Genomic DNA, 13,364 nt, shown 5'->3' on the forward strand with positions numbered 1-13,364 from the left:
TTATGATGGACATTGCCGCCTGATAGTACACATTGATGTGTCCACTTCCAGGGGTTCACGCCCGGGAGTTCTCGGGGTGAATCTGCCCTGGTGGGCCTGTGCCCTCAGCGCCTGGGTGGTCGTCGGGGTCCTGGGGCTGAACCGGGTGGATCTGTCGATCAAAGTCCTGGGCGTGGTCGTCACGGCCGAGTTCCTGGTGGTCGTGGTCTACGACGTGATCGGCCTGGGGGCGGCACCCGAGGGGATCACGGCAGACGGGCTCCTGCCGGGTCAGCTCTTCGCGACTGGCGTGGGTGCTGCTCTCGTGTTCTCGATCGCAGCCTTCATGGGGTTCGAGTCGGGCGCGATCTACAACGAGGAGGTCAAGGACCCTCGCACGACGGCCGGGCGAGCGACGCTCATCGCGATCGTGCTGATCGGAGCCTTCTATGCATTCTCGGCCTGGGCCATGACCATGGCGGAGGGCCCTGGGAACGTCGTCGAGCAGGCGCAGCTCCACGGACCCGATCTGATGTTCGTCTTCCTCGCGCAGCACGTCCCGATCTGGTTCGTGGACCTGGCCAACATCTTGTTCATGACCAGCCTGGTCGCTGCTCTGCTGGCCTTCCACAACATCGTCGCTCGTTACTTCTTCGCCCTGGGGCGCGAGCGGATCCTGCCGGCTGCTGTCGCTCGGACCTCCAAGCGAACGGGCGCACCGATCGCGGGCTCGATGACACAGTCAGTGCTGGCCCTCGTCGTCATCGGGGTCTTTGCGCTGGCGGAGCCCCCCGATGCAGGACCGCTCTACCCCGTGGTCACGCTGTTCACGTGGCTCACGAACATGGGCGCCTTCGGACTGGTGCTGCTGATGGCCATGACGTCGCTGGCTGTCACGAGCTTCCTGCGCAATTTCGCCGGCGAGTACTCGGTGTGGACGCGACTCATCGCCCCCGGCCTTGCGGCTGCCGGACTGATCGGTCTTTTCGTACTGGTCATCGTCAACTTCTCCGTGCTGATCGGTGCCACCGGCCCCAATGTCCTGACCTGGCTGCTCCCGGCGATCGTGGTGCTGCCCGGTGCGTTCGGAACAGCGTGGGCCTAGTGGCTGCGGGCGCACCGTCCCGGCGTGTACGAACGCATCGCCACCGGAGGCGAGCTGACCTGACATCCCACGAGCTCCCTGTCACCCCTCCGTTCTGACCCGACCCCGCCCGTCCTGATGATGGGCCCCGCCCCCTCTGCCGAGGGCCAAGAAAGGACATCCCATGAATACGACGACCGGCTCCGCCCCCTCCCAGGCGTGTGCAGACCTCCTCCGCGCCGTTCAGGCGCCCGAGGGACAGGGAGCGGAGATCCACGATCCCGCCACTGGAGAGCTGCTCGGCCGCGCTCCGCAGTCGAGCACGTCCGATCTGGATGCTGCCGTGGAGCATGCACGCGCAGCGCAGATCGATTGGGCGGAGCAGCCCGACGAGCAGCGCCGTGATGTCCTGAGCCGTGTCGCGGACGCGATCGACGCGAACGCCGAGGCCCTCGCAGAGCTGCTGTCGCGCGAACAGGGCAAACCGGTGAAGAACGGCCCCAATGCGGCCTTCGAGGTCGGCGGCTGCTCGGCCTGGACCCGATCCGCTGCCTCCCTGGAGCTTGAGCCGGAGACGGTCGTGGACGACGAATCCGGTCATGCCGAGCTGCACTGGGCTCCGATCGGGGTCGTGGGGGCGATCGGTCCGTGGAACTGGCCCATGATGATCTCGGTATGGCAGATCGCGCCGGCCCTCCGTATGGGCAACTCGATCATCCTCAAGCCCAGCGAGCAGACGCCACTGTCGGTGCTGGCCCTGGTGCACGTCATGAACGAGGTGCTGCCCGAGGGCGTGCTGCAGGTGTTGGCCGGCGATGGGGAGCTCGGACGCGCCCTCACGTCCCATGCCGGGATCGACAAGATCACCTTCACCGGCTCGATCGAGACCGGCAAGGCGATCATGCGGGGGGCTGCTGATGACCTGAAGCGCCTGACCCTGGAGCTCGGCGGCAATGATGCGGGGATCGTCCTCGACGACGCGGATCCTCAGGCCATTGCGGAGGGCCTGTTCTGGGGCGCGTTCATCAACACGGGGCAGACCTGCGCTGCTCTCAAGCGCCTCTACGTCCCGGATTCGCTGTACGACGAGGTGTGCGACGCGCTCGTGGAGGTCGCCCGGCGCATGCCGATGGGCGTGGGGGTCGAGGAGCAGAACGTGCTCGGCCCGCTGCAGAACAAGGCGCAGTACGACATCGTGGCCAGCCTCGTCGAGGCGGCGCGCGAGGGTGGCGGCCGGGTCCTGCTGGGGGGTGATCCTGAGGAGGATCAGCCCGGTTTCTTCTACCCGACGACGCTCGTGGCCGATCTGGACAACGACAACCCGCTCGTGGCGCAGGAGCAGTTCGGCCCTGCGCTGCCGATCATCCGGTACTCGGATCTGGACCAGGCGATCGAGTGGGCGAACGGTCTCGAGGTCGGCCTGGGTGCCTCGGTGTGGGGCTCGGACATCGAGCAGGCGAGGGCGGTGGCCCGGCGCATCGAGGCCGGCACGGTCTGGATCAACAAGCACGGTGCCATCGATCCCCGCATCCCGTTCGGAGGGGTGAAGCAGTCCGGCTTCGGTCTGGAGTTCGGTGTCGAGGGCCTGAAGCACATGGCCCTGCCCAAGGTGATCGCAGGCTGAGCTCCTCGATCGGCAGGATCGAGCGGCCGGCACCTTCCATGACCAGGAAGGGGCCGGCCGCATCACGATGCACAGCTCGGTCGCGCGGCTCGGTCTCGGCGCTCAGAAGAGCATCCCGATGGGGATCAGGGCTGCCGCCGCACCTCAGCGGGCTCGGGCGGCGCCGTCCTCCGGCTGCCCGGACAGCGGCCAGGTCTTGGCCACGAGGGTCAGCACGTCGTACTGGGCGACGATCTCGTCGTGCTGGTTGTGCAGCACGGCGTCCCAGCGGACCTCGCCGTAGTCGTCGGTGACCCGCGGGGTGATCTGCTTGGCGGTCAGCGTGACGCGGATGGCGTCGTCGTAGGTGACCGGGGTGATGAAGCGCAGGTTCTCCAGGCCGTAGTTCGCCAGCACGGGGCCCGGTGCCGGCTCGACGAACAGGCCGGCGGCCCACGAGACGAGCAGGTAGCCGTGGGCCACCCGGCGGGGGAAGAACGGGTTGGCGGTCGCGGCCTCCTCGTCCGTGTGGGCGTAGAAGGTGTCGCCGGTCTCGGTTGCGAAGTCGTCGATGTCCTGGAGGGTCACGGTGCGCAGCTCGGAGGCGAACTGATCGCCGATGCACAGGGTCTCGAGCGACTTGCGGAACGGGTGGACGGCCTCGCCGGCCTCGACCGCGGCGCGGGTGGCCGTGTTCGCCCGGGCGCCCTGGTGCCACACGCCGGTGATGCCGGTCAGCAGATCGGGGCTGCCCTGGATGGCGGTGCGCTGCATGTAGTGCTTGACCGCGCGGACGCCGCCGAGCTCCTCGCCGCCGCCCGCGCGGCCCGGGCCGCCGTGGATCAGGTGGGGGACGGGGGATCCGTGGCCGGTCGAGGTCCTCGCGTCGTCGCGGTCGAGGAACAGCGTGCGGCCGTGGTGGGCGGCGATGCCCGCCGCGAAGCGCCCGGCGATCTGCGGATCGTGCGTGCAGACGGTGGCCACCAGGGAGCCCCCGCCCAGGGCCGCCAGGCGGACGGCGTCGTCGACGTCGTCGTAGCCGAGCACGGAGGTGACCGGGCCGAAGGCCTCGACCGCGTGGAGCTCGGGGGTCTCGGCGTCGTCGAAGGACAGGACGGTCACGGGGTAATAGGCCCCGGTCCCCGGGCGCGGAGCGTCCGGGCCGCCCACGCGGACCGTGCCGCCGGCGGCCACCAGCCGCAAGACGGCGCCGTCGACCTCCTGCTGCTGCTCGAGCGAGGCCAGCGCCCCCACGCCGGTGGCCTCGTCGCGGGGATCGCCCAGGACCCCCTTCTCGGCGATGCGCGCCGCCAGCGCCTCGATCACGGCCTCGCGGTGCTGCGAGGGCACGATCGTGCGGCGGATCGCGGTGCACTTCTGCCCGGCCTTCGCGGTGATCTCGAGGACCACGGACCGGATGAAGGCGTCGAACTCCGGTGTCTCCGGACCGGCGTCGGGGCCCAGGATCGCGGCGTTGAGCGAGTCCGTCTCGGCGGTGAACCGGATGCCGCGCTCCATCACGCCGGGGTGACGGCGCAGGGCGCGGGCGGTGTCGGCCGAGCCCGTGAAGGCCACGTGGTCGCGGTGATCGAGGTGATCGAGCAGATCGCGTGCCGAGCCCGAGACGAGCTGGAGGGAGCCCTCGGGCAGGATCCCGGAGTCGAGCATCAGACGCACGCACGCCTCGGTCACGTAGCCGGTGGGTGTCGCCGGCTTGACGATCGAGGGGACGCCGGCGATGAACGCCGGGGCGAACTTCTCGAGCATGCCCCACACGGGGAAGTTGAACGCGTTGATCTGCACGGCGACGCCGGGCAGGCGGGTGTGGATGTGCTCGCCCAGGAAGGAGCCGTCCTTCGAGAGCTGCTCGGGCGCGCCGTCGAGGATGACCTCCGAGTTGGGCAGCTCGCGCCGGCCCTTGGAGGAGAACGTGAACAGCGTGGAGATGCCGCCGTCCGTGTCGACGTAGTGGTCGCGCTGCGTGGCGCCCGTGCGGAACGACAGCTCGTAGAGCTCCTGCTTGTGCTCCGTGAGGTGCAGCGCGAGCTCCTTGAGCTTGAGGGCGCGCTCGTGCAGGGTCAGCTCGCCGAGCCCGCGCTGCCCGGCCGTCCGGGCGTGCTCGACGGCCCCGGCCAGATCGATGCCGTCGGTGCTCACCCGGGTGACGAGCTCGCCGGTCACGGCGTCCAGGACCTCCGCGACCCGCTGCGGGTCCTGCGGCGTCCACCACTGCCCCTGGAGATAGCTGGGCAGGACGGCGGCAGCGGACTGGCTCATGACGGGTTCCCTCCGGTCGCATGCAGTTTCCCGACTGTTCGGTCAGTTATTCTGACTATAACGTGGGCGTGAGTCGTGCGCCACAGTCCCGACGATCGCGAGGAGCCCCGCATGCCGCATCCGGAGCAGCCCGACAGGCCGTCCGCCGAGCCGCCGCCGCAGCCCCGGCCGTGGACGATCGAGCTCGGGGAGCTCGACCGCCGCATGGGGGTCGAGGTGCACGAGCAGTCGCCGCAGCGCGTGGTGATCTCGATGCCGGTCGAGGGCAACCGCCAGTCCTTCGGGCTGCTGCACGGCGGGGCCATGGTCGCGATGGCCGAGGCGGCGGGATCGTGGGCCGCGGTGATCCACGGCTCCCTGCTCGGCAAGGTCGCGGTGGGCCTGGACATCAACGCCACGCACCACCGCTCGAGCCGGCAGGGCCGGGTGGTGGCGACCGCCACGGCGATCCACCTGGGGTCGTCGACGACGACCCACGAGGTGATCGTCGAGCACGAGGACGGCGCCCGGCTGTGCACGGCGCGGATCACGAACTTCCTGAAGGACGCGCCGGCCGGGCCGCCGACGTCCTGACGCCCCGGCTGCGTCCGCCGGGCGCGGGTGCCGGGCGGTCGGCTCAGCGGCGCAGCCGACGCGGGTACTGGATGTCCTCGAAGATCAGGTGCGTCTGGGTCTCCAGCACGTACGGCAGCGGCTGGAGGTGCTCGAAGACGACGTCGCGCAGCTCCTGGGAGTCCCGGGCGCGCACCAGGACCATGACGTCGAACTGCCCGCCCACGAGCGCCACGTGCTCGACGGCGGGGACCTCGGAAAGGGCCTCCTCGAGCTCGCGCCACGCGTTCTGCCGCAGCTTGAGGGTCACGAACGCCGAGGCCTTGAGCCCGGCGCGACTGGGGTCGACGATCGCCGTGAAGCCGCGCAGGACGCGCGCCTCCCGCAGGCGCGCCAGACGCTCGTAGGCCTGCGCTCGGGAGATGTGGACCGTCCCGGCCAGGGCGGTCACGGACTGCCGCCCGTCGCGGGACATCTCGTCCAGGAGCGCCTGGTCCACGGCATCGGGCCGGAAGGCCTCCGTCGGCTCGGCGGTCTGCTTGGGGGTGCGGGTGACGGTCATGCGAGGGCTCTCCGGTCTCGTGGGCGGTCGCGTCGACGATGGACGCTTCGATATGTCTCATATCACACCATGGCGGATCGTCCGTGACGAGACCTTCTGCGCGATCGTTCGTCCTGCGATCGGCGGATCTGTGGAGACGGAGTGGCCTCCAGCTCCACACTGAACGGACATCTTGAACCCCGACCGCAGGAGGGCGCAGTGTCCGAGTCCATCGACACCCCCGCAGGCCCGCCGGTGCCGCCGATCGCCGAGCAGCTCACGCCGATCGAGCGCGTCAGCGCCCAGGTCGGCATCCGGCCCGAGGACTACATGCTCCCGGCTGAGCACGAGATCCGGATGCTCGCTCCCGACGGGACCCTGATCCCGGTCGAGGAGCAGGGCACCGGCCCCGGCCACGAGTACCCGCTGCCGCCGGACGACGTGCTGCTCGAGGCCTACGAGCGACTGGTCACCGGCCGGCGCATCAATGACCAGAACGCCGCGCTCGTCCGCCAGGGGCGACTGGCCGTCTACCCGTCGAGCCACGGCCAGGAGGCCTGCCAGGTCGCCGCCGCGCAGTGCCTGGGCGAGCAGGACTGGCTGTTCCCGACCTATCGCGACACCGTCGCGGTGATCTCGCGCGAGGTCGATCCCCTCGAGGTCATGGTCTCCTTCCGGGGGGACTGGCACTGCGGCTACGACCCGCTCGAGCACCGGGTGGCCGCGCAGGCCACGCCGCTGACCACCCAGCTACTGCACGCCGTGGGGGCGGCCCATGCCGCGGTGCTGCGGGGCGAGGACACCGTCGTGCTCGCGATGTGCGGCGACGGCGCCACCTCGGAGGGGGACTTCCACGAGGCGCTGAACTTCGCGGCCGTCTTCCGCCTGCCCGTCGTGTTCTTCGTGCAGAACAACGGCTACGCGATCTCGGTCCCCCTGACTCGCCAGTCGGCCGCGCCCACGCTGGCGCACAAGGCCGTCGGCTACGGCATGGCCGGCGAGCGCGTGGACGGCAACGACCTGGTCGCGCTGCTGGCCGCGCTGCGCCGGGCCGTCGAGCTCGCGCGCACCGAGCGCGTCCCGCTGCTCGTCGAGGCGCACACGTACCGCATGCAGGCCCACACCAATGCCGACGACGACACCCGCTACCGCGAGCGCGAGGAGGTCCGCGAGTGGGCCGACAAGGACCCGCTCGTGCGGATGGAGGCGTACATGCGCGGCACCGGCCTGCTGACCGACGAGGTCGCCCAGCGCATCCGGGACCGCTCGGAGGAGGTGGCCGCCGCGCTGCGCGAGGCCATGAACGCCGATGTCTCGCCGGACCCGCTCGAGCTGTTCGAGCACGTGTACGCGCGTCGGACGCCCCAGCTGGCCCAGCAGCGGCGACGACTCGAGCAGGAGCTGGCGGCCGAGGCCGACGCACAGGCCGCGGAGCCGGCCGGCGGAGCAGACAGGAGCGGACGATGACCGAGACGGCCCAGCAGACGACCGGAGCCGAGCAGCAGGAGCAGCCCGCGGCGCCCGCGCCCCGGCCGAAGGCGCTGACCTTCGGCGGCGCCCTCAACGCGGCCCTGGCCCATGCGCTCGAGGACACCCGCGAGGTCGTGATCTTCGGCGAGGACGTGGGGACCCTGGGCGGCGTCTTCCGCGTGACCGACGGCCTCGCGGCCGCCTACGGCCCCGAGCGCTGCTTCGACACCCCTCTGGCGGAGTCCGGGATCGTGGGCACTGCCGTGGGCATGGCCATGAACGGCCTGCGCCCCGTGGTCGAGATGCAGTTCGACGCCTTCGCCTACCCGGCCTTCGAGCAGGTCGCCTCCCACCTGGCCAAGCAGCGCAACCGGACCCGCGGATGCGTGAGCATGCCCGTCACGGTCCGCATCCCATACGGGGGCGGCGTGGGCGGCGTCGAGCACCACTGCGACTCCTCGGAGGGCTACTACGCCCACACCCCGGGCCTGAAGGTCTACACCCCGGGCACGGTCGAGGACGCCTACCTGATGCTGCGCGAGGCGATCGACAGCGACGACCCCGTCATCTTCTTCGAGCCCAAGAAGCTGTACTGGGCCAAGTCGGAGCTCACCGCGGACGAGCTGCGCTCCCGGTACGAGGCGGAGCGCATCCGCGAGGGGCGCGCGGCCGTGATCCGCGAGGGCGAGGACCTCACGCTGGTCACCTACGGTCCCTCCCTGCCGACCGCCCTCGAGGCGGCCGAGGCCGCGGCCGAGGACGGCACGAGCATCGAGGTCGTCGACCTGCGCACGATCGTGCCCCTCGACGACGAGACGATCCGCGCCTCCGTCGAGCGCACCGGCCGCGCCCTGGTGGTCGCCGAGGCCCAGGGCTTCGCCTCGGTGGCCTCGGAGCTCGCGGCGCGGATCCAGGAGCAGTGCTTCCACTCCCTGGCCTCGCCCGTGCTGCGCGTGACGGGATTCGACATCCCGTACGCCGCTCCCAAGCTCGAGAAGCATCACCTGCCCTCGGTGGACCGGATCCTGGACGCCGTCGACGACCTGCAGTGGGAGGACTGAGACCATGACCCGCACCTTCATGCTCCCGGATCTGGGGGAGGGCCTGACCGAGGCAGACCTGATCCGCTGGACGGTCGCCGAGGGCGATCGCGTGGAGATCGACCAGGTCGTCGCCGAGGTCGAGACCGCCAAGTCCGCCGTCGAGGTCCCGTGCCCGTGGGCCGGGACGGTCGTGACCCTGCACGGGCGCCCCGGCGAGGTCCTCGCCGTGGACGCGCCGCTGATCACGGTCGACACGGGGGAGGGCCCGTCCGAGCCCGACGGCTCCGCCGATGCCGCCGCCGGGCAGGAGCACGCGCAGTCCTATCGCGAGGAGGAGCGCGCCGGCGCCGTGCCCAGCGAGAGCGAGGACCCGGCGCAGGAGGGCTCGGGCAACGTCCTGATCGGCTACGGGACCTCGGCCTCGTCGGGGTCGCGCCGGCGCCGCGGTCGCCGGACCGCGGCCGACGCTGCGCAGCGGGGGGCCGCCTCGGCTCAGCAGGCCCACGACGCCCTGAACGAGGCGCCGAGGCTGGCGCCCAAGGTCACCTCGCCGCTCGTGCGCCGCCTGGCGCGGGAGCACGGCGTGGAGATCGGGAGCCTCCAGGGCTCCGGCGACGGCGGCCTGATCATGCGCCGCGACGTCCTGGCCGCGATCGAGGCGGCCGCGCCGGCCGGGGCTGGGGCGGCGTCGGCTCCGCCCCCCGCCGCCCCGGCGGGCGACGCCGCGGGCTCGGCTGCGCAGCCGGCCACGGGCGATCACGACGACCGCACCGGGCTGCGCGTGGCCGAGCGGACGCCGCTGGCGGGCATCCGCCGCACGATCGCCCAGGCCATGGTGGCCTCGCGCACCGAGATCCCCGAGGCCACGGTGTGGGTGGACGTGGACGTCACCGAGCTGATGAGCCTGCGCGAGCGGCTCAAGGCCAAGCGGGGCGCGGCTCCGGGGCTCATGGCCTTCGCCGCCCGCAGCGCGCTGGCCGGCCTGCGCCGGCACCCGGAGCTCAACGTGCGCGTGGACGACAGCGGCGGGCGCCAGGAGATCGTGCGCTTCGACGGGGTCAATCTGGGCTTCGCCGCCCAGACCGACCGCGGGCTCGTGGTGCCGGTGGTGCGCGATGCCCACCTCCTGGACGCCGAGGGCCTCCAGCGCAGCTTCCGCTCGCTGACCGAAGCGGTGCGCTCCGGGTCGAACGACCCGTCCGAGATCTCCGGATCGACCTTCACGATCAACAACTACGGGGTCTTCGGCACCGACGGCGCCACGCCGATCATCAACCACCCGGAGGCCGCGATCCTGGGCATGGGGCGGGTCATCGCCAAGCCGTGGGTCGTCGACGGCGAGCTGGCGGTGCGCCAGGTCATGGTGCTCACGCTGGCCTTCGACCACCGCGTGTGCGACGGCGGCACCGCCGGCGGCTTCCTGCGCTTCGTGGCCGACTGCCTCGAGGACCCGGAGGCCGCGCTGATCGGGTTCTGAGGCACCTGGGCAGCGGCAGCCCCGCTCGAGCCGGCCTCTGCGGGCTCGAGCGGGGCTGCGTCATGTCGCGCGGACGCTGGACGATCGCCGCGCGGGGTTGGTGACAGGAATGCGCCCCATCAGCGCTGATGGGGTGCATTCCTGTCACCAGCTCGCCGGGAGCCTGCTGGCCAGACGATGGGCGTCGGGGGGGGGGGGTCAGTCGTAGGTGTAGAAGCCCTGGCCGGTCTTGCGGCCCAGGTGGCCGCGCTCGACCATCTCGCGCATGAGCTGCGGGGGCGCGAAGCGCGGTCCGAGCTCGTGTTCGAGGTATTCGGCGATGCCCAGGCGCACGTCGAGGCCGACGATGTCGGTCAGGGCCAGGGGGCCGATGGGGAACCTGTAGCCCAGGACCATGGCGCTGTCGATGTCCTCGGCGGAGGCGACGCCGTCCTCGACCATGCGGATGGCCTCCAGGGCGATGGCCACGCCCAGGCGGGAGGAGGCGAAGCCGGGGGCATCGGCCACGGTCACGGCGGTCTTGCCGAGCCCTGCGACCCACTGCCCTGCCAGGGTCCTGAGCTGATCGCCGGTCCGGTCGCCGATGACGACCTCGACGAGCTTGGAGGCGGGCACGGGGTTGAAGAAGTGCAGTCCGCAGAACCGCTCGGGGCGCTTGAGCTGCTCGGCCAGTCCGTCGATGGACAGCGAGGACGTGTTGGTGGCCAGCCACCCGGTGGCGGGCAGCCCGGCTTCGAGGCGCTGCAGCGAGGAGATCTTCAGGTCCCAGTCCTCGGGCACGGCTTCGATGGCGAGCTCGCACTCGGCCAGGGCGGTGTCCTGGGCCGTGGTGGTCAGCCGGCTGGTCCACTGCGCGAGCTCGCCGGAGATCTTCCCGCGCTCGATCGAGGCGGTCAGATCGGTCTCGATGCGCCGGCGAGCGGCCTCGGCGGCGTCGTCGTCGATCTCGATCACGGTGACGCGGGAGCCGGAGGTCAGGAAGGCGTGGGCGATGCCGGCGCCCATGCGCCCGCCGCCGAGCACGGCCACGGCCGTGGGGACGCTGCTGGTGGTGGTCTCGGTGCTCATCGATCGGTCTCCTGCTCGGACGGCGTCTGGTCAGTCTGTGACTGGGCTGCCTTCTTCTCGCGGGCGGTGCGGCGCTTGTCGAGGAAGGCCTGCATGCGCTCGGTCTTGGCCTCGGATTCGAAGAGGATCGCCTGGGCGAGCTCGTCGACGTGGGGGTGGGCCTCGCGGGGCATGTGGAACACGCGCTTGGTGATCCGTGTGGCCAGGGGGTCCTGGGCGGTGATGCGATCGGCCAGGGCATCGGCGGCGGCCAGCAGCTGGTCGGGCTCGTGGATCTCGGTGATCAGCCGGGCGGCCAGGGCCTCCTGGGCATCGAGGGTGCGCCCGGCCAGCAGGATCTCCTTGGCCAGGGGCTCGCCGGCCAGCTCCTTGAGCCGCCACAGGGCGCCGGCGGCGGCGATGATGCCCAGCCCGGTCTCGGGCTGGCCGATCTTCACGGCGGGGGTCCCGATGCGGAAGTCGGCGGCCCAGGCCAGTTCCGCGCCGCCGCCGAGGGCGTAGCCGTCCAGGGCGGCGATCACGGGCATCGGCAGGCGGGCGATGCGCTCGAAGAGCTGGGAGTTGACCCCGCGCAGGGCGTCGTCGCGGCGTCGTTCGCGCAGCTGGGCGATGTCGGCCCCGGAGGCGAAGACGCCCTTGCCGTTCACGGCGGTGCCGGAGAGGATCAGGATCTTCGGGTCGTGCTCGAGGTCTCGGCAGAGCTCGTGCAGCTCATCGACCATCGCGGCGTCGATCGCGTTGCGCACGGCGGGGCGATCGAGCACGGCATGGACCCGGTCGGCGCCCCGTTCGATCCGCAGCGCGCTCGCGGTGCTGTCCTGGCTGCTCATGCCGATCACGCCCTCTCCAGCAGCAGGGCCGCGCCCTGCCCGACCCCGATGCACATGGTGGCCAGGCCGCGCGCGGCCTGCTCCTGCTCCATGCGGTTCATCAGGGTGATGGTGATCCGGGAGCCGGAGGAGCCCAGCGGGTGGCCCAGCGCGATCGCACCGCCCCAGCGGTTGACGATCTCCGGGTCCAGGTCCAGACGGCGGATCGTGCCCAGGGACTGGGATGCGAAGGCCTCGTTGAGCTCGACGGCGCCCAGGTCCTCGATCGCCCAGCCGGCGCGTCCCAGGGCCTTCTGCGTGGCCGGGACCGGGCCCAGGCCCATGATCTCCGGGGCGATGCCCGCGGCGGCGCCCAGCACGACCCGGGCCCGCGGGGTCAGGCCGTGCTTCTCGATCGCGGCCTCCGAGGCCACGATCACGGCGGAGGCCCCGTCGTTGAGCGAGGACGAGTTGCCGGCGGTCACCACGGAGCCGCCCTTCACGACCGGACGCAGCTGCGCCAGGACGTCGGGGGTCGAGCCCTCGCGGGGGCCCTCGTCGGTGTCCACGACGGACTCGCGGCCCTTGCGGCCCCTCACGGTGACCGGGACGATCTCGGAGTCGAAGCGGCCGTCGGCGACGGCCTTCAGCGCGAGCTCGTGCGAGCGGGCCGCGAAGGCATCGCAGTCCTCGCGGGAGATCGAGTCCACGCGCGCGACCTCCTCGGCGGTCTCCGGCATGGACAGCGTCATCTTCCCGTCGCGGGCGAGCTCGCCCTCCTGGAAGGCGGGGTTCACGAAGCGCCAGCCGATCGAGGTGTCGAACTGCTCGCCGGGCTTGGCGAAGGCGGTGGTCGGCTTGGCCTGGACCCAGGGGGCCCGGGACATGGACTCGACGCCGCCGGCCACCACGAGGTCCGCGGCCCCGGAGGCCACCATCTGCTGGGCCATGGTGATCGCGGACATGCCGGAGGCGCACAGCCGGTTGACGGTGATGCCCGGGACGGTGTCCGGGTAGCCGTTCAGCAGCCACGCCATGCGGGCCACGTTGCGGTTCTCCTCGCCGGCGCCGTTGGCATTGCCCAGGATCACCTCGTCGACGGCGGCCGGGTCCAGCCCCGAGGCCTCGATCTCCCGGCGGATCACCAGGGCGGCGAGGTCGTCGGGCCGCACCGAGGACAGGGCGCCGCCGTAGCGGCCGACCGGGGTGCGCGATCCGCCGACCAGGAAGGCCTGCGGGGCGGTGGGCGAGGTCGTCGGCATGGGGTCTCCTGGGTGGTGGTGTCGATGCGGCGGCCGCGGCGGCCGGTCCGGTCCGTGCCCGACGGACGTGGATTACTGACCGAGCGTTCTGCAAATCTACAGTGGCACGGCCCGGGGTGAAGATCAATGCTCGCCCGGCCTGGGGATGGGGGCGGGGCGAGCTCGGAGGGGCGAGGAGCCCCCCCCCGGGCTCGCGGGA

General features: G+C 71.6%; 11 protein-coding genes. 6 read left to right on the top strand and 5 right to left on the bottom strand.

What is annotated here, in order from left to right:
- Nucleotides 1-76: 76 nt before the first annotated feature.
- Nucleotides 77-1,084 carry an APC family permease gene (locus FSY66_RS02145; RefSeq protein ID WP_260853374.1) on the top strand — a complete coding sequence of 336 codons (1,008 nt, stop codon included), beginning with the start codon at nucleotides 77-79 and terminating at the stop codon, nucleotides 1,082-1,084.
- Nucleotides 1,085-1,247: 163 nt separating this feature from the next.
- The gene (locus FSY66_RS02150; protein ID WP_144790858.1) at nucleotides 1,248-2,687 is read left to right on the top strand and encodes an aldehyde dehydrogenase family protein; all 1,440 of its coding nucleotides are present in this window, start codon (nucleotides 1,248-1,250) and stop codon (nucleotides 2,685-2,687) included.
- 144 nt (nucleotides 2,688-2,831) lie between these two features.
- Here the strand turns inward: FSY66_RS02150 and paaZ are convergent, their stop codons facing one another.
- Entirely contained in the window at nucleotides 2,832-4,943 is a 2,112-nt protein-coding gene (paaZ, locus tag FSY66_RS02155; protein WP_144790860.1) for a phenylacetic acid degradation bifunctional protein PaaZ, read from the bottom strand.
- Between the two features lie 111 nt (nucleotides 4,944-5,054).
- Here paaZ and FSY66_RS02160 point away from each other — a divergent pair, with 111 nt between their 5' ends.
- Nucleotides 5,055-5,516, top strand: coding sequence for a PaaI family thioesterase (locus FSY66_RS02160; RefSeq protein ID WP_144790862.1), 462 nt, complete (start codon nucleotides 5,055-5,057; stop codon nucleotides 5,514-5,516).
- 43 nt (nucleotides 5,517-5,559) lie between these two features.
- On the opposite strand, the gene FSY66_RS02165 is transcribed toward FSY66_RS02160, so the two are convergent.
- Nucleotides 5,560-6,057, bottom strand: coding sequence for an Lrp/AsnC family transcriptional regulator (locus tag FSY66_RS02165; RefSeq protein WP_144790864.1), 498 nt, complete (start codon nucleotides 6,055-6,057; stop codon nucleotides 5,560-5,562).
- Between the two features lie 234 nt (nucleotides 6,058-6,291).
- On the opposite strand from FSY66_RS02165, the gene FSY66_RS02170 reads away from it, so the two are divergent.
- From FSY66_RS02170 to FSY66_RS02180, 3 genes are read left to right on the top strand one after another with little or no spacing between them, the layout of a single operon-like run.
- Nucleotides 6,292-7,503, top strand: coding sequence for a thiamine pyrophosphate-dependent enzyme (locus FSY66_RS02170; RefSeq protein ID WP_260853434.1), 1,212 nt, complete (start codon nucleotides 6,292-6,294; stop codon nucleotides 7,501-7,503).
- Nucleotides 7,500-8,567: an alpha-ketoacid dehydrogenase subunit beta gene (locus FSY66_RS02175; protein WP_144790866.1), complete on the top strand. Its 1,068-nt coding sequence runs from the start codon at nucleotides 7,500-7,502 to the stop codon at nucleotides 8,565-8,567. Before FSY66_RS02170 ends, FSY66_RS02175 begins: the two co-directional genes overlap by 4 nt.
- A gap of 4 nt (nucleotides 8,568-8,571) precedes the next feature.
- Complete coding sequence (locus FSY66_RS02180; protein ID WP_144790868.1) at nucleotides 8,572-10,026, top strand: dihydrolipoamide acetyltransferase family protein; 1,455 nt, start codon at nucleotides 8,572-8,574, stop codon at nucleotides 10,024-10,026.
- Between the two features lie 198 nt (nucleotides 10,027-10,224).
- On the opposite strand, the gene FSY66_RS02185 is transcribed toward FSY66_RS02180, so the two are convergent.
- The 3 genes from FSY66_RS02185 to FSY66_RS02195 are packed head-to-tail and all read right to left on the bottom strand — an operon-like array spanning nucleotide 10,225 to nucleotide 13,165.
- Nucleotides 10,225-11,094: a 3-hydroxyacyl-CoA dehydrogenase family protein gene (locus tag FSY66_RS02185; RefSeq protein WP_144790870.1), complete on the bottom strand. Its 870-nt coding sequence runs from the start codon at nucleotides 11,092-11,094 to the stop codon at nucleotides 10,225-10,227.
- Nucleotides 11,091-11,924, bottom strand: a complete 834-nt coding sequence (locus FSY66_RS02190) for an enoyl-CoA hydratase/isomerase family protein (protein WP_144790872.1) — start codon at nucleotides 11,922-11,924, stop codon at nucleotides 11,091-11,093. Before FSY66_RS02190 ends, FSY66_RS02185 begins: the two co-directional genes overlap by 4 nt.
- Nucleotides 11,925-11,929: 5 nt before the next feature.
- A complete protein-coding gene (locus FSY66_RS02195) occupies nucleotides 11,930-13,165 on the bottom strand; it encodes a thiolase family protein (protein WP_144790874.1) in 1,236 nt (411 codons plus the stop codon).
- Nucleotides 13,166-13,364 lie beyond the last annotated feature (199 nt).

It is taken from the genome of Kocuria palustris, assembly GCF_007666205.1.
GTDB classification, from domain to species: domain Bacteria; phylum Actinomycetota; class Actinomycetes; order Actinomycetales; family Micrococcaceae; genus Kocuria; species Kocuria palustris_A.